Annotated in this window: 12 protein-coding genes; 2 read left to right on the forward strand and 10 right to left on the reverse strand. The window is 64.3% G+C overall.

Annotated elements, in window-relative coordinates; genetic code table 11:
• Window positions 1-183 precede the first annotated feature (183 nt).
• Together M2395_RS00250 and M2395_RS00255 are read right to left on the reverse strand one after the other, a co-directional pair.
• On the reverse strand, window positions 184-2,664 hold the full coding sequence (locus tag M2395_RS00250; protein ID WP_123430431.1) for a TonB-dependent siderophore receptor: 2,481 nt from the start codon (window positions 2,662-2,664) through the stop codon (window positions 184-186).
• A 95-nt stretch (window positions 2,665-2,759) separates the two neighbouring features.
• Window positions 2,760-4,412, reverse strand: a complete 1,653-nt coding sequence (locus M2395_RS00255; protein ID WP_015636422.1) for a cyclic peptide export ABC transporter — start codon at window positions 4,410-4,412, stop codon at window positions 2,760-2,762.
• 200 nt (window positions 4,413-4,612) lie between these two features.
• Between M2395_RS00255 and M2395_RS00260 the strand changes: the two genes are divergently transcribed.
• Window positions 4,613-5,476: a formyltransferase family protein gene (locus M2395_RS00260; protein ID WP_019094655.1), complete on the forward strand. Its 864-nt coding sequence runs from the start codon at window positions 4,613-4,615 to the stop codon at window positions 5,474-5,476.
• Window positions 5,477-5,530: 54 nt separating this feature from the next.
• On the opposite strand, the gene M2395_RS00265 is transcribed toward M2395_RS00260, so the two are convergent.
• The 3 genes from M2395_RS00265 to pvdM are packed head-to-tail and all read right to left on the reverse strand — an operon-like array spanning window position 5,531 to window position 9,162.
• Complete coding sequence (locus M2395_RS00265) at window positions 5,531-6,424, reverse strand: formylglycine-generating enzyme family protein (RefSeq protein ID WP_123430432.1); 894 nt, start codon at window positions 6,422-6,424, stop codon at window positions 5,531-5,533.
• Between the two features lie 47 nt (window positions 6,425-6,471).
• Window positions 6,472-7,767 (reverse strand): aminotransferase class V-fold PLP-dependent enzyme, encoded by a 1,296-nt coding sequence (locus M2395_RS00270; RefSeq protein WP_041752428.1) that lies wholly within the window; start codon window positions 7,765-7,767, stop codon window positions 6,472-6,474.
• A 21-nt stretch (window positions 7,768-7,788) separates the two neighbouring features.
• Entirely contained in the window at window positions 7,789-9,162 is a 1,374-nt protein-coding gene (gene pvdM, locus M2395_RS00275; protein ID WP_123430433.1) for a pyoverdine-tailoring dipeptidase-like protein PvdM, read from the reverse strand.
• 207 nt (window positions 9,163-9,369) lie between these two features.
• Between pvdM and M2395_RS00280 the strand changes: the two genes are divergently transcribed.
• Window positions 9,370-10,998, forward strand: a complete 1,629-nt coding sequence (locus M2395_RS00280) for a twin-arginine translocation signal domain-containing protein (protein ID WP_123430434.1) — start codon at window positions 9,370-9,372, stop codon at window positions 10,996-10,998.
• A gap of 10 nt (window positions 10,999-11,008) precedes the next feature.
• Here the strand turns inward: M2395_RS00280 and M2395_RS00285 are convergent, their stop codons facing one another.
• From M2395_RS00285 to M2395_RS00305, 5 genes are all read right to left on the reverse strand, one after another.
• Window positions 11,009-11,446 (reverse strand): SMI1/KNR4 family protein, encoded by a 438-nt coding sequence (locus M2395_RS00285; RefSeq protein ID WP_123430435.1) that lies wholly within the window; start codon window positions 11,444-11,446, stop codon window positions 11,009-11,011.
• 18 nt (window positions 11,447-11,464) lie between these two features.
• The gene (locus M2395_RS00290; protein WP_123430436.1) at window positions 11,465-11,764 is read right to left on the reverse strand and encodes a DUF3349 domain-containing protein; all 300 of its coding nucleotides are present in this window, start codon (window positions 11,762-11,764) and stop codon (window positions 11,465-11,467) included.
• 100 nt (window positions 11,765-11,864) lie between these two features.
• The gene (locus M2395_RS00295) at window positions 11,865-13,256 is read right to left on the reverse strand and encodes an efflux transporter outer membrane subunit (RefSeq protein ID WP_123430437.1); all 1,392 of its coding nucleotides are present in this window, start codon (window positions 13,254-13,256) and stop codon (window positions 11,865-11,867) included.
• Between the two features lie 7 nt (window positions 13,257-13,263).
• The gene (locus M2395_RS00300) at window positions 13,264-15,237 is read right to left on the reverse strand and encodes a MacB family efflux pump subunit (protein WP_041119243.1); all 1,974 of its coding nucleotides are present in this window, start codon (window positions 15,235-15,237) and stop codon (window positions 13,264-13,266) included.
• Complete coding sequence (locus M2395_RS00305; protein WP_015636412.1) at window positions 15,238-16,410, reverse strand: efflux RND transporter periplasmic adaptor subunit; 1,173 nt, start codon at window positions 16,408-16,410, stop codon at window positions 15,238-15,240.
• Window positions 16,411-16,699: the final 289 nt, after the last annotated feature.

Here is a 16,699-nt window from a genome sequence, read left to right on the forward strand (position 1 = left end):
AGACGTCACCCGGGGCGCTGCATGACTTGCGGGCGCCTTCATCGGCAAGCCGGCTCCTACGGAAGGGGATGTGGGAGGGGAGGGGAATTCATCGCGTTGCAGGATCTGGCTTGCCAGCGAATGCGCACGAGTCTCAAGGGCGCCTTCGCCGGCAAGCCGGCTCCTACAGGGGGAGGACGTGATTCACAGAGACCAGCTGACCGTGACCATGGCGTTGCGAGGGTCGCCGTAGAGGCTGGTGCCGTAGTCGGTGTTGGTGCCGATGCTCTGGTAGTAGCGCTTGTCGAAGAGGTTGTTGACGTTGAGGCGAATGTTCACATTTTCCGAGGCCTTGTAGCTGGTCATCAGGTCCACCAGGGCGTAGGACTTCTGTTCGATGCGGTAGTCGAAGGTGCTCAGGTAGTCGTTGGTGCCCTTGTTGTAGATGGTGTTCTGGCCATAGATCCCGCCCCCGATGGTCCAGCGGTTCAGGTCGCCGGGCAGTTGGTAGGTGGTGAAGGCCTTGAACACGCTGCGCGGGATGTCGGTGTCGAACAGGCGGCCGACGTTGGCTTCATTGGAGTCCTTGGTGTACTTGACCGAGGCATAGGTGTAGCCCGCCCCCAGTTCCCAGCCCGGGGCCAGGGTGCCGTTGATTTCCAGTTCGATACCTTCGCTGCGCACCTGGCCCGCGGCTTCGTAGCAGGTGCTTCCCACCGGGTTGCACTGGTTGGGGTTGAGTACCTTGGCACGGTTTTCCTGGTCGATGCGGAAGATCGCCGCACTGGCATTGAGTTTGCCGTCGAAGTACTCGCCCTTGATGCCCAGTTCGTAGTTCTTGCCTTCGATGGGCTTGAGCGCGCCGTTGGAGGTGTCGAGTTCGGTCTGTGGCTTGAAGATATCGGTGTAGCTGACATAGACCGAGTGGTTCTGGTCCAGGTCATAGATGGCCCCGGCATAGCGGGTCAGGTGGCGTGTCACTTTGTTCGGCAGGCTGGAGGCGGAGGCCTTGCCGTTCCAGGTGGTGGTCACGTCATAGTCGTACCAGTCCAGGCGGCCGCCCAGGATCAGCTTCAGGTCATCGGTGATGCTCAGCCGAGTGGTGACGTAGGTGCCTTCCAGCTGGCTGGTACGGCGTTGTGTCCAGGGGTTGGCACTCATGTCCGGCTTGGGAATGCCGCTGGGTTTGTAGATGTTGGTGTGGGTCTCAAGGTCGATGGGCAAGCCCTTGCCCTTGAACGTCAAGTCGCGCCGGCTGGCGCCCAGCACCAGTTCATGGGTACGCCCGAACAGGGAGAAGGGACCGGTGACGTAACCGTCGTAGCTGTTTTGCTGGTCTTCGTAGTCGTAGCGACCGATGTTCTGGCCGAACTCATCGTAGTTGGCGCCCATGCGTTCCGGAATGGAGCCGAGCATGTTCAGGTCCGACCAGCTCTTGCTGGCGGACAGGAGCATTTTCCAGCTGTTGGCGAAGCGATACTCCAGGCGGCTGAACGCCGTGGTGTTGTTCTGATCCCAGTACTCCCACTTGCTGCCCAGGTAGGTCGAGCGCTTGAGGTGCAGGTCGCTGCCGTCGGCTGCAACCGGCAGGCCACCCCAGGAAGTGTTGTTTCTGCCGCTCTGGTTGGAGACGCCAAAAGTGAAGGTGGTGTCTTCGTTCAGGTCGGCCTCGGTGATGCCGTAGAACACGTTGCGTTCACTGCTGACGAAGTCCTGGAAGCTGCCCTTGCTCTGATAGGCGGCGACCACCCGGCCGCGCAGGGTGCCGCTTTCGTTGAGGGCGTTGGAGGCGTCGATCTCGGTGCGGTAGTCGTCCCAGCTGCCGGCGCTGCCGGTGACGGTGACCCGCGGTGTGGCGGTGGGGCGCTTGCGCACCATGTTGATCGCTGCCGACGGGTTACCTGCGCCCTGCATCATCCCGGTGGCGCCACGCACCACTTCCACATGGTCGAAGATCGCCATGTCAGCCGAGGAGTTCATGTCCCGGCTCAGGTAGTGGGTCAAATCGTTGGGCAAGCCGTCGGTCATCAGGTTTTCGACGGCAAAACCACGGGAGTAGAAGGTCGGCCGCTGCGGACCGTCCTTGGTGATGGAAATGCCGGGGGTGGCCTTGAGCACATCCTCCAGGGACCTCATGTTCTGGTCATCCATGCGCTGGCGGGTGATGACCGTGACCGACTGCGGGGTTTCCCGGGCCGTCAGCGACAGCTTGCTGGCGGTCTGCATGGCCCCGGTGGTGTAGGAACCTGTGTCCTCGGTGGTGGTGCCCAGGCCCTGGCCGCTGATGGTGCTGGTCCCCAGTTCCAGCGAGCCGTTGCCACCATGGTTGCGGATAGTGACCGAGTTGTCCTTGAGGGTGTAGGCCACCCCCGTGCCATTGAGCATGGCCGCGATGGCCCGCTCCGGCGAATAGCTGCCGCTGAGGGCGTTGCTGCGCTTGCCTTGCACATCGTCAGGGTTGTAGAGCACCTGCATATTGGCCTGGCGCCCGAACTCCTGCAGGGCCGCAGACATGGACTGCGAGACGATGTTGAAATGGATTTCCTGGGCCTGGACCTGAGCCATCAGTGGCAGGGTCAGGGTCAGGGCCAGGCCCAGGGTGCGGGAAGCCAGTTTTGGCGAGAAGGCCTGGCGAAGCAGCGCTTTCGTCAAAGGGGTCAGTCGGTGTTGTGCGGGCATGCTCATATGCTCTTATAGATCCGGCAGATGTAGTGACTGTTAATGGTATTAATTCTCAGTTCTGTCTGTATGACGCATCAGCTGCCATAAACCGGAAACAATCACGCCGGTTGCAGTTCAGTCAGGACTCGTCCGGCCTTCATGCGCACCAACTGGTCGGCAATGTCGAAGTAGCGATCGTCGTGGCTGATCACGATGATGGTCTTGCCCAGGCGCTTGAGATCGGGCAGCAGCTCGGTGTAGAAAATCCGCCGGAAGGCCGGGTCCTGGTCGGCGGCCCATTCGTCGAACACCAGCACCGGGCGCTCTTCCAGCCAGGCATTGACCAGGGCCAAGCGCTTGCGCTGGCCGGTGGACAGGTCGGTGGTGGTGAAGGCGCCATCCTTGACGCTGACCTTGTGGGCGATTTCCAGGCGGTTCAGGTACTGGGTGGCGACGTCCAGCGACTTGCCGGCATTGCCCTGGACCAGGTCGTCGAACAGGTAGTAGTCGGCAAATACCGTGGTGAACAGCTGCCGGTAGTCATCCCGGGCCCGGTCGGTCACCGCTTCGCCATTGAGACGGATCTCCCCGGACTGGGGCTGGTACAGGCCCAGCAACAGCTTGATCAGGGTGGTCTTGCCGCAGCCGTTCTCGCCGACGATGAAGACGATGTCGCCCTGCTTGATGTTCAGGTTGATCGGGCCCAGGTGGAACGGTTCGCTGCCTTCCACCGGCGGCGGGCTGTAGCGCACCTCGCGCAGTTCCAGGCTGTGCACCACCGCTTGCGGCGCTTCGCTGTCGTCCATCAGCAGGTGCGGCTCGGGAGAAGAGAAGCGTTCGGACAGTTCGCTGATCCGGGCGAAGGCGATCTTGGCCTTGCCGACGATGGGCAGGTAGCCGACCACGTGTTCCAGCGGGCCCTTCATGTACAGCAGCACCAGCACGAAACCGGTGATCACCGCAGGGTCCGGGTTCGGGTAGTAGGCCTGCATGGCCAGGGCCAGGCCGATGACCACGAAGAACAGCATCGAGCCGAAGCTCTTGGCCAGGATGTAGATGTTTACCGAGCGCACCTGGATATCGCTGATGCGATCCGCGGTTTTCTGGATGCGCTGGGTATTCATGCGAAAGCGCCGGGGCCGGTGAATGCGCAGTTCCTTGGCACCGGAGGCGATCGCGTTGTAGTAGCGCTGCAGCTCGTCCTCATGGTCGCGAGCCTCATCGAAGCCCTTGATGCCCTTGCCGCCGGCCACCAGCTGCACACTGGTGCCGATGATGATGGCCACCACCATCATCAGGAACATCGGCACCGAGAGGTACGCCAGGTAGCCCAGGCAACCCAGGGTGACGGTGGTGGCGATGGCCAGGGGAGTGAAGGCGAAAGAGAAGTCGCTGATGGTGTCGACGTCGTGGGTCAGTACCGGGATCAGGCGGTGGGAGCGATAGCGCTCGATCTGGGTGATGGGCGCCGAGAGTACTTTTTCACCCAGGTCCTTGCGCAGGGCGGCAATGATCCGTTGTCCCACATAGTTGGTGCCGATGTCCGAGACGATGGAACTGACCAGGGCCAGCACGCACAGGGCGGCGAAGGTCAGGACCACGCCTTGGGTCATGCCGGTCGCCGAGTGCAGGGCGTTGTTGATGGTGGCCAGCAACAGGGTGATGGCCAGGCCGCCGGCCATGCCCAGGGCAACGGAGATCACCACGATGGTGCGAAAGGGCCTGAGCAATGCGAGCAGACCGTTGAAGGCGCCGCGCTTGGGGTCGGTCATAAGTACTTCCCAGAGAGTGGATAGAGGGTCGTAGCACGCAGACCCTTACCCCTGACAAACGAAGCGCCGACGCCAGTATTTAGCTCGGCATGCCAGCCCGGCGGGCACTGCGGATAAATTGCCCTGCCTGTGGTTCGTTCTTGTTCTGTGGGCGCACGTGTATCGACGCAGTGCCTGAACCATTGAGCGAGAGCGAGCAAATGACAAAGAAGAATCTGGTGTATGTCTGGTCCCTGCGAAATGCCGCCGCCGACAAGGCCGGGCAGGCGGTGGCTTACAAGGACCACGAGCGCTACATGAAATCGGTGCTGGAATTTCTGGTCCAGACGCTGAACCAGACGCCCCTGGGCGAGGCCTACGAACTGGTGGGCGTGGTCTACGACGATGACGAGCAGTCGCCACGGGACCAGCAGTTGGTCAGCGACTACGGCTTTGCCTACCAGCCGGGCCGCCAGTGGTTGTACCCGGCGGACCTGGAAGTGCAGGGCAAGCGGGTCAACGACTTGCTGCTGAGTGTGCCGTCCACCTATCGTCGCCATCCCCGCGGCAGTGCCGAACACATCGCCGGCAAGCAGGATTTCGAACGCCGCCTGCACGACACCCTGGTGGAGCTCAAAGCCGATATCGTGGTGCTCGACGGCCTGCTGGTGATCCTCGATGAACTGGTGCGCCCGGGAGCGCCTTTCGCCCGGCGGATCATGAACATCCACCCGGGCATCACCCGCATCGAATCGCCCTATGAGCGTCGCGGGGCCTATGCCACCTGGAATGCCCTGTACGGCGCCCGTGGGCAGAAAGTAGTGGATTGGGCGACGAAGGAAACCGAGCCGACCGCGCCGCTATACCTGACCGGTGCCTCGTTCCACTACGTGGACAACGGTATCGACTCCGGCGAGGTGCTGCATGACGTGCTCAACACCGAAATCGGCCCCGAGGACACCATCCTCGAACTGCGCTGGAACAACTTCAACAACAGCCTGTTCCCGGCCTTGCGCCAGGGCCTGTGGCTGATGCTGGAGAACCTTCGCCAGGCTCAGGCCGGCAAGGCCCGGGACGTCGCCTGATACTGCCAGTGGCCCGGTGCGGTTGTTGCCCCGGGCCGCTGTTCATCGGGGTGTCTACTTGTGGCTGGCGCCGGGCTGTTCCAGCTCACGCACGACCCGGAAGCTCAGCCAGTCCCCGCGCACTTCGCGCTTGCGGCTGTTGCGGTTGCCCGAACGCGAGAATACCGGTGCCTCGCCCCAGTCGTTGCCGCGAATCTGGGCATCCAGGCACACCCCTTCCGACTCTTCCATCCAGGCCCGGCCATCGGCAGGTGCGCCCACGTAGTCGGGGTGCCAGCAGTCGGCGACCCATTCATAGACGTTGCCGTGCATGTCATACATGCCGAAGGCATTGGGCGGATAGCTGCCCACCGGGGCGGTGAAGCTGAAGCCGTCCTTGGGGCCGTAGGTGTTGGCGTGCTTGGTGATCTGGTACTGGCCTTCCTCGTCGAAAGGGAAGGGAAAGGAACCGGTGCTGCCGGCGCGTGCGGCGTATTCGCGTTCCGCCTCGCTGACCATCCGGTAGTGCTTGCCGGTTTTCTTCGACAGCCACTGGGTATAGGCCTGCACGTCGGCGTAGTCGACGCAGACCGCCGGCTGGCGCGGCCCCTGTTCATAGCGTGGTTTGCTGGCCTGGCACAGGCGGCCGGGGCGGTCGTCGCCGTCCTTGATCACGGTACCGGTTTCGCGGATGTAGGCATCAAGCTCGGCGGCAGTGACATGGAAGCGGCTCATGGCTAAGGCGTTCTTGAAGGTCACGCTGTGCTGCGGGCCTTCATCGGGCTCGCGGCCCACTTCGTCTTCCGGGGTACCCATGACAAAGCTGCCGGCCGGCAGGACCACCATTTCCGGGCAGTTCTTGCAGTCCTTGAACACGCTGCCGGGCTTGGGCGGTTCTACCGCGTGTGCGTTGAGGCTGATCAGGCAACCGGCCAGGGCGGCCAAGGAGGAATAGGCGATGGGTTTCATCAGTCAATAGCCTTGTGCAATGTGAGTTCAGGGGGCGTGGCAACGGCTCAGGCGGTCTTGCTGCTGCGCAGGCGCTTGCCCAGCAGGTCCATGGTCCGGTCGATATCCGCCTCGCTGTTGAGCAGGCCGGGGGCCATGCGCACTACCGGCCCGGCATCGCGGTCCACCGCGTCCACCAGGATGCGGTTCTCGATCAGCCAGGCGGCGGTGGCGTCGGTGTCCAGGTTCTGGCCGCGGAAGAAGGTGAAGCCGGCGGAATGCTCGGGGCTCAGGGGCGTGACCAGTTCGATGCCCGGGTGTTCCTGCAGGCGCTGCTTGAGGTAGCTGTTGAGTTCGTGGATGCGCGACTGGACGTTGGCCTTGCCCAGCTGCATGTGCAGGTCGAAGGCCTGGTCCACGGCCCAGCGGTGCTCGAAGCTGTGGTAGCCGCCGGGGGTCATGGTGGTGGCGAAGTTCTGGTTTTCGGAGAAGGTCGCCACCATCGGCGTCAGGTGTTCGAGTTGTTCCGAGCGCGAGCAGAAGATCCCGGTACCCCTGGGGCCGAACATCCATTTGTGGGTGCCGGCGACGAAGAAGTCGCAGTTCAGGTCGGCAAAGGTGATGTCCTCCACCCCCAGCCCGTGCACACCATCGACGCAGTAGAGAATCCGCTCGTGCTCATCGCGATTGCGGTTGTGCTGGTCCACCAGCTTGCCGATCTCGCCGATCGGCAGTTTCACGCCGCTGCCCGACTGCACCCAGGTCATGCCCAGTACGCGGGTGTTGGCGCGGATGTTGCGGTCGATGTTGCCCAGCACTTCGTCGGTGGACATCCGGTGGGGCGACTTGAACAGTTCGATGGTGCGCACCTGGGTGCCGTCGCGCTGGGTGCGGTACTTCAGCGCGTTGCGGGTCGAGTAGTGCTCGTGAACCGTGGTCAGGATCTCCTGTCCGGGGCGCACGTGGATGCCGCCATACATCAGGGCCAGGCCTTCGGTGGTGCTGCCGGTCAGGGCCACCTGGCCGGGCTTGATCTGCAGGTAGCGGCCGACACTTTCGCGCACCTGGGCCTCGCGCTTCCAGGTGTACTGGGTGTCGTAGTCCATGGCCATGGCCGGGTTGCGGTCGAGCACTGCGCGGTATTTTTCGATGGCCTCGCGCACCGGCCTCGGGTGCGAGGTGATGAGGAAATTGGCCAGGTGCACGTAGTCCGGGTCGAGGTCGAACAACTGGCGCAATTGGGTCCACTGCGAAGCACTGGCGGTGGCACTGTCGGCCCGGGCCTGGCTGATGGCGAGGTTGCCCAGGGGCAGGGCGGCGGCCAACAGGCCTGCTTGTTTGAGGAATGTCCGACGGTTGGTCACAGGAAGGCTCGTGGTCATGGGTTAGCCGGCGATGGCGGGTTGAGGGGCGGGTTTTGCAGGCTTGGCCAGTTTCTGCACCTGTTCCCAGACGCGCAGATAGTTCTCGCCCCAGAGCTTGGCGATCTCGATATCGCTGTAGCCACGCTGGATCAGCTCGGCGGTGACGTTGCGGTTGTCCGCCACGCTCATCCAGCCATTGACGCCACCGCCCTCGTTGAAGTCCGAGCTGATGCCGACGTGGTCGATGCCGACTTTCTTCACCGTGTAATCGATGGCGTCGACATAGTCCTTGAGGCTGGCCTTGGGTTCCTCATCGAGGATGCCGTACAGGGAGCTGGCGTATTCGCCAAAGCGCTGTTCCGGCCAGATGGTGATCACGGCGTCGCCGGGCATCAGTGCGTTCTCCAGGCCTTGCAGTGGCCCGAGGTCGAAGCGCTTGCGCAAGGCATTGAGCTTGTCCAGGGTCGGCTGGCTGAGGGGGCGCAGGTAGGTGGAGAAGCCCACGACCTGGATCACCCCGCCGGTGGCCTTGATCTGTTGCATTTCCTGGTCGCTGAGGTTGCGCGGGATATCCACCAGCGCCCTGGGGGCGGAGTGGGAAGCCACCACCGGTGCCCGGGTCAGGCTCGCAACGTCGTCCAGGGCCTTGCTCGACATCTGCGAGACGTCGATCACCACCCCCAGGTCATTGAGCCGCTGCACCGCCTGCTTGCCGACGGGCGAGAGGCCGCCGAGGGCGTCCCGGGTGTCATTGAAGAAGGGCAGCGGGCGCGACGAGTCGGCCCAGTCGTTGTTACCCACATAGCTGAAGCCGAACAGGCGCATGCCCCGTGCGGCCCACTGGTCCAGCTGGTCCAGGTCGTCGCCCATGGCGTAGGCATTGAGCAGGCTGATCACCACCGCCACCTTGCCTTCGGAGGCAATGCGGCGCAGGTCGGCGGGGGTGTAGGCGATGGCGGCCTGGTTGGGGAAGTCACGCACCATGCCCTGGATGATCCGGTAGCGGGTCTCGCGCTGGTGGCGGGCTTCCTCGACGAAGCCGGCGGTGGGGCGGTGCGGCGCGTTGGCGCCGTTCCACATCTCCGGCCAGGCCAGGATGCTCAGGGCGGCGCCGGACATGCGGCCGCGACCGGCCTTGACCAGGTCGAACTGGCGAGAGGTGTCCTTGTCCGCTTCGCTGCCTTCGGTGCCGAAATCCAGGGGCACGGTGATGTGGCTGTCGAAGGAGATGATGCGTTCTTGCAGGTCGTTGGCGTGCTTGACGATTTCGTTGGGGTAGGACACCCGATCCTTCCAGTAGTAGTGCCAGGCCGCGCCGGCACCGACGCCGAGGGCGGCGATGATAAGTATCAGCAGGCTCAGATAGAGGGTTTTCTTACCAGATATTTTGATCATTGCTATCCCAGTCGCAGGCGGGCTGATGACGGGGTCGGGCCCTGGGGTTCAGTGCTGCCGGGTCCGACCTTTTGTGCACATCTATCCGCGATAAACGAGCTGGCCGAGAGCAAATTTAGCGTCGCGGCAATCGCTGGCCGGTAAATTTCCCTGCAAATCCAACGTTCTAGCTAGATGCGTGACGCGCCACTGGATAAAGGTAGAGCGATGAGGTTTTCGAGAAGAGGATTTTTGACCGGTCTGGCGGTAACAGGAGCGGCTATCCCTGTGGCGTTCTACACCCAGAAGGAGTTGCTGCGTCAGGATGTTCGCCGCAAGGAAGAGCAGGAGATCACCCCCGGGGAAGCCAAGCTGGAGGTGGCCCTGGACCCTGGCGTGCGCCTTGCCGATCACCTGCGGGGCATCTGGGATATCGAGTTTCTCGACGCCAACGGACCGCAATCCCTGCCTCGTAAAGGTTGTGAGTTGTTACTGGATGCCGGCCCCACCGGGCGCGGCTTGCGTGGCCTCCTGGGGCGTGCGCAGAGCCTGCGAGGCGACGGCCCGGTGGAGTTCATGGTGCAGGGCGACCTGGCGTCGGTGGACGCCGCCAGGTTGCGCTGGCGCTTGTTTGCCGGTGGCCGCATCGCCGGTGCCCCCAGCCATGAATGCCAGGTGGTGCTCGATGAGGTCTGGGCCAGTTGGGGCAATGCCGGCAGCGGCACCCTCAGTGGCAGCCTGCAGTCGCTGCAGGCGTCGCCACTGGCGCCGGTATCCGCGGCGCGTTTTGTGGCGCGCAAGCGAGTCTTTCCTGCCGCCCGGGACCAGAGCGGGCTGAGCCCCGCCTTGCTGGCGTGGCTGGTCTCGCCGCAGCACCGCCTGTTCCATCAGCTCTGGCACGCTTCGCGGGACCGTTGGCACACCCTGCCCAAGGACAAGCGCAACAGCCTGCGGGGGCTCGGCTGGCAGCCGGGCCCGGTCAAGCATGAACGTGACGCCCGTGGGCGGCGCAAGCACCGCAATGCCTCGGGCATCGATTTTCTGTTCATGCACCGGCACATGCTCCTGCACGCCCGCTCGTTGCAGCCGGACCTGGTGTCCTGGCAGCAGTTGCCGCTGCCCTGTGCCCGCCTTGAGCAGGACCGGCAGGCCTTTATCCGCTATTACGAAAACCACGACGGCTGTTCGGTGCCGCCGGCCTGGGTGGCCGACGACGATGAAGAGTTCACCCAATGGCTGCACGGGCTGAAAAGCGATGCGGCGTTCTATGGCAATTTCCAGGTCTGGGAGTCGCAGTACCAGGACCCCGAGTACCTCAGCCGCCTGACCCTGGGCCAGTTCGGGTCCGAGGTCGAGCTGGGCCTGCACGACTGGCTGCACATGCGCTGGGCGGATGTCGCCCGCGATCCTTCCAACGGCATGCCGGTGATGGAAGCGCGCCTGTCCTCGGACTTCGCCGGGCGCTGGTACCAGCCGCAGAATGACTTTCTCGGCGATCCCTTCTCGTCCCACGTGCACCCCATGTTCTGGAAATTCCATGGCTGGATCGATGACCGGATCGACGACTGGTTCCGGGCCCACGAGCGCTACCACCCCGGCGAAGTATTGCGCCGCGAGGTCAATGGCGTGCCCTGGTTCGCCCCCGGGCGTTGGGTCGAGATCGACGACCCGTGGCTGGGGGCCTCGACCCATGGCTGCGGCCCCCTGGGCAATGCCCCGGGAGAAATGTCCCTGGAGATGGATCAGGAGGTCATGAAGCTGGCCTTGCGCATCGCCCTGAGCCGCGACGAAGAGGTGCCGGACCTGCTCAAGCGGGCGCCGCGCCGGCCCTGGTATGCCCAGCACTTGAAGCTCTGAGGCGGGGGATTCAGTTGCTCAGAGCCACTTCGGCGAGGAAGCTCAAGAGCCCGTTGTATCGGCTGGTTTGCCATTGCCCGCAGCTGTGGTCGAAAAACTCGACCGGCGCCAGGCAGTGCCGGCTCTCGATCCTGAACCCGTAGAAGTCACCGCAACCGTTCTCTGAAAACAGCAGGTGACGGCCGGTGATGGCCTGGTGCGCCCGGTTGATCTGCACCAGGTGGAAATCACTGCTGCTGTCCAGTGAGTAGAGCATGGCCAGGGCAAAGTAGCCGCCGCCGCACTCCTTGAGGAACCAGGTGTAGTCGGCTGGCAGTTGCAGCCCCAAGGCCTGCTGCGCCTCCAGGATTTGGGTTTGGCTGGCAAGGCGGTCCGACGGCAGTTCGAACCAGATCGGATGGCTGCGCTTGCGCTCGTCCAGCAGTTGCTTGAAGTCCTCGACGTTCATTGTTTGCTCCTTGCGCAGTCAGTCGTCCGTCAGGAGGGCCCGGGCGCCGTGCCGCTCCAGTAGCGCCTGCAACGCTTGCAGCTCTGCGGCGGGCGGCGGCTGGCCGGTCACGGCGGCGTAGAGGTCGTTGAGAATGAGGTCCGCGTCCCTGTGGGTGAGCTGCGCCATCAACTGTGCCAGATTGCGGTCGCACAAGTGCGGGTACAGCAGCACCAGAAGGCGCTTGTAGTCGCGGTTGTCGAGCCCGTTGGGGTAGACCTTGCGCAGCAGGGCCAGCAGGTCTGCCAGTGGGTCGTGCGGCACATTTTCGAGGGACATGGGGTTCTGTTGGCGGTGGGGCGGGAGGGGATTCTAAGCGATTTCACGCTCGACCGCTGCGCCGGGCGCGGGAGTGAACGGGCCGACCACTCCCGCCGTGTCAGTGGCTCCAGCCGCCCCCCAGGGCCTTGTACAGGGCAATGCTCGACTGCAGGCGCGACAGCCGCAGTTGCACGTTCTGGTCCTGGGCGGTGTACAGGGTGCGCTGGGTTTCCAGGACGGTCAGCAGGTCTTCGGCGCCGGCCTGATAGCGGCTCTGGGCGATCTCGAAGGCGCGCTGCGCCTGGTTCAGTTCTTCGCTCTGCCACTGGCGCTGCTGGTCCAGGCCGCGAATGCTGTTGAGGGCTTTCTCCACATCGGCAAAACCATTGATGATCGCCCCGCGATAAGTCTCCAGCAGCTCTTGCTGGCGCGCTGTGGTCCTGTCCCGTTCGGCGCTCAGGCGCCCGTTGTTGAAGATCGGCGCCACCAGCCCAGAGGTGAGGTTGTAGAAGGGATTGCGCAAGACATTGCCCAGCTTGTCGGCGTTCGAACCCAGGTTGGCGGTCAGGGTCAGGGTCGGCAGCATTGCCGCCCGCGCCACTTTGACATCGGCCTGGGCCGCCGCCAGCCGGGCCTCGGCACCGGCGATATCGGGACGGCGGGTCAGCAGTTCGCTGGGCACCCCGGCATCGATGGTCGGCCAGTTCAATTGGGTAAAGGGCTGGTCGTTCAGTTTCAGGCTCTGTACCGGCCGGCCCAGCAGGGTGGCGAGGGTGATCTGCGCCTCTTCGGCCTGCTGTTGCACCAGGGGCACCTGGCGTTGCTGGGCGGCCACCAGGCTTTTCTGCTGGGCCAGTTCCAGGGCGGTGGCCGAGCCGGAGTCATAGCGGGTCTGCACCAGTTGCAACACGTTCTGCGCATTGGCCAGGTTGAGTTCGGCGATACGGCTCTGTTCCCGCAACGACAGGACCTGGGCATAGCTGTTGGCCACGCCGCTGAGCAGGGTCAGCTCAACGGTGGCCTGGTCGAACTCGCTGGCCTGGACCCCGAGCAGGGCGCTGTCGTAGGCGGCGCGGCGGCCGCCCCAGAAGTCGACTTCATAGGTGGCGCTCAGGCCCGCGTCGAACGAGTTCGTGACCTTGCTGTTGCTGCTGGAATCGAGCTGGCTGGAGTCGTTGCCCCGCAACTGTTTTCTGCGGCTGGCGTTGAAGGTGCCATTGACGCTGGGCAGCAGCGGTGCCCCGGCGACGATGGCACTGGCCTGGGCCTGGTGGACCCGGGCCATGGCGGCGGCCAGGTCGTGGCTGCCGGCCCGGGCTTCGGCGATCAGTTGGTCCAGCTCCGGGCTGCCGAAACGGGTCCACCAGCGCAGGTCTTGCTGCCGGTCGCCCTGGCTGGCGGGAGAGTGCCAGGACGCCGGTGCTTGCAGGCCGCTTTCCGGGCGCGGCGCCGGGCTGCTGCAGGCCGCCAGCAAGACGCTGGCGGCCAGGAGGGTCAGGTGCACTTTCATAGATCGATCATTCACTGGTAAGGGCCGTGACCGGGTCGAGCCGGGCAGCTTTGCGGGCCGGCATGAAGCCGAAGATGACGCCGGTGACCAGGGCGCAGGCGAAGGCGCCGAGCACTGCGGCCAGGGAGAAGGCCACCGCCACTTCGCTGAGAATCAGGATGCCGCCGATGATCAGGGCCACGCCGATGCCGGCCAGGCCGCCGACCACCGAAAGCATCACTGCTTCAGTGAGGAACTGGCGCAGGATGTCGCGCTGGCGGGCACCGGTGGCCATGCGGATACCGATTTCCCGGGTGCGTTCGCGCACGGTCATGAGCATGATGTTCATCACCCCGATGCCGCCCACCAGCAGCGAGATCGCGGCGATGGCGCCGAGCATCAGCGACAGGGTGTTCTGGGTCCGGGCCTCGGCCTGGATCATCGCGGCGTTGTTGGTCAGTTCGAAATCGCGCTTGCCGCCGTGCATGCGTAGCATCAGTTCATCGATCTCCTGTTCGGTCTGCTTGACCCGGCTGGCATCGGCGGCGGCGATCGCCACGTATTGCGGGTTGTGGTCGCCGAACAGGCGGATGCTGGCGGCGGAGTAGGGCACGGCGATGCGGTCGTCACTGTCGCTGTCGCCGGAGCTGGCGCCTTTTTCCGAGAGTACGCCGACCACCTGGAACGGCACGTTTTCGATGAGGATGTACTGGCCGATGGGGTTGGCCACGTCCTTGAGGAGCTTTTCCCGGACCTTGTGGCCAATCACCGCCACTGCCGCTGCCGAGCGTTCGTCGGCCTCGCTGAAGTAGCTGCCCTGGGCCACGGGCCAGTTGAAGATTTCCGGGAAGTTGGTGTCGTTGCCGCCCACGTAGCTCATGTAGTCGGCGTTGCCGAAACGCACCCCGGCCTTGGCGCCGTTGACCGCCATGATCCGTTTCACCTGGGGCAGGTTGGCCAGGGCGGCGACGTCATCCAGGGTGACGATGCCTTCCGGGGTGCGCGGGTTGGGCGAGTAGCCGCTCAGGTAAATGATGTTCGAGCCAAACGCCCCCATCTGCGCCATCACCTGGCGCTTGCTGCCTTCGCCCACCGCCAGCATCACCACCACCGAGGCCACGCCGATGATGATCCCCAGTAGGGTCAGGGCGGTGCGGAAGCGGTTGATCCACATCACCCGCCAGGCGGCCTGTATGGCTTCCAGCAGTTCGCCTTTCCAGGCACCGGTGGGCTCGCTGCCGTCGGCCAGGCGCTGGCGCAGGTCCACGGCTTGCAGGGCGCCGGCGTTGGCGCTCAATTGTACCGAGGGATCGCTGGTGGCGGTGTCGCTGATGATCTCGCCGTCGCGGATCTCGATGATGCGCTTGGCCCGGGCCGCCACTTCGCGGTCGTGGGTGATGAGGATCACCACGTGGCCCTGGCTGGCCAGTTCGTCCAGCAGGGCCATGACTTCGGCGCCGCTGTGGCTGTCCAGGGCGCCGGTGGGTTCGTCGGCGAGGATGATGTGGCCGCCGTTCATCAGGGCGCGGGCGATGGACACTCGCTGCTGCTGGCCACCGGACAATTGATGCGGGCGGTTGCCGCTGCGGCTGGCCAGGCCCAGGCGCTCCAGCAGGGCGGCGGCGCGGGCGTGGCGTTCGGCGGCCGGGGTGCCGGCGTAGATGGCCGGCATCTCGACGTTTTCCTGGGCTGAGCCGGATGGGATCAGGTGGTAGCCCTGGAACACGAAGCCGAAGGCTTCGCGGCGTAGCCAGGCCAGTTCGTCGCTGTCCAGGTGAGCCACGTTCTCCCCGGCGAACAGGTACTCGCCCGAGGTCGGGCGGTCCAGGCAACCGAGGATGTTCATCAGCGTCGACTTGCCGGAGCCCGAGGCGCCGACGATGGCGACGAACTCGCCGGCGTGGATCGACAGGTCGATGCCCCGCAGGACATCGACCTGCGGGCTGTCGCCGCCGCCGTAGGATTTGCGGATGTTCCTGAGGTCGATCAGAGGCGTCTGCATTCAACCCCCGCTGCTGTTGGCCGGGCCGATCAGCAGATGATCACCTTCGTTCAAGCCGTCGAGGATCTGGATGCGCAGGCGGTCGCTGATGCCGACCCGGACCTTGCGTTCGTCGATCGAGCCGTTCTTGGCCACTACCCGAGCCATCTGCAGGTCCGGCTCGGTACTGCCGTGCAGGGCGGCGATGGGGGCAGTGAGCACATTTTTTGCCTGATTGGCGACGAAGAACACCTGGGTGGTCATTTCCGCCATCAGGGCGTTGTCGGCGTTGTCCACGTCCAGCAGCACGGTGTAGAGCACCACCCGGCCGCTGCCGCTCTTGCTGGTGCTGTTGGGGCTGCCGCTGCCCTGGCTGGATTCGTTGAGGGGCTTGGGCGGGATCGGCAGGATCTGCCGCACAGTGCTGGTCCAGCGTCGGTTGCCGCCGCTCAGGGTGGTGAAGTAGGCGTGCATGCCGGGTTTGACGTGGCCGATATCGGCTTCCGAGACTTCGGCCCAGACGGTCATGGGCGAGAGCTTGGCGATGCGCAGGATCAACGGGGTCTGCTGCTGGGCGTTGAGGGTCTGGCCTTCGCGGGCGTCCACCGCGACCACGGTGCCGGACATGGGCGCATAGATGCGCGTGTAGCCCAGTTCGGCCTGGTCGCTGCGCAGGCTGGCCTGGGCCTGGCGGATCTGCGCCTTGTACATGTCGATCCGCGCCTGGGTGGCCTTGAGTTCGGCCTGGGCGGTCTGTACGTCTTCCTCGCGGGTGGCGCCGCCGGCCGCCAGATTCTGCTGGCGCTGGTACTTCTGCCGGGCCAGCTGGTTCTGGGCGTACTGCTCCTGCAACTGGGCCTGCAGGTTCTCGATGGAGAAACGGCTGGCGTCGAGTTTTGCCTGTTGGGTGGAGGGGTCGATCTCCACCAGCAACTGGCCTTCCTTGACCTGATCACCGGATTCGACGTGGATCTTGCGGATCTGCCCGGACGCCTGGGCGCCCACATCCACGTAGCGTCGTGGCTGCAAGGTGCCCAGGGCGGTGACGCTGCTTTCTATATCGCCGCGGCTCACTTGCACGGTGGTGAACTGGTCACGGCCTGCCGGGATGAACTTCCAGGCAGCGATGGCAACAACGGGGATCACACACAGTGCGGCAAGCAGGGCGCGTCGGGTAGGGCGAGGACGTTTCATGCAGGGTTCCGGCCAGGGGATATCGGCCCGTCACAACGGCCAGCTGCACAAGGGGCAGCCAGGCTTGCGGCTGCCGCAGGAACGGCAGAGACGGGGAGCTGTCAGGTAAACGAGATGCCGGGGGGGGAATTTAACTGCCGACACATGGCGTTACAGCTGTCGGAACACTGAAAATAAACCCACCGCGGTGCTCCGCTACTTTAAATCTATATGAGAATTACTATAAATTACGCCGCTACTAAACAGCCATCACGAATTACCGGGTGCAATCGGCCATGGCCGGACTTGC

This window comes from Pseudomonas sp. BIGb0176, from assembly GCF_024810175.1.
GTDB lineage: Bacteria > Pseudomonadota > Gammaproteobacteria > Pseudomonadales > Pseudomonadaceae > Aquipseudomonas > Aquipseudomonas protegens.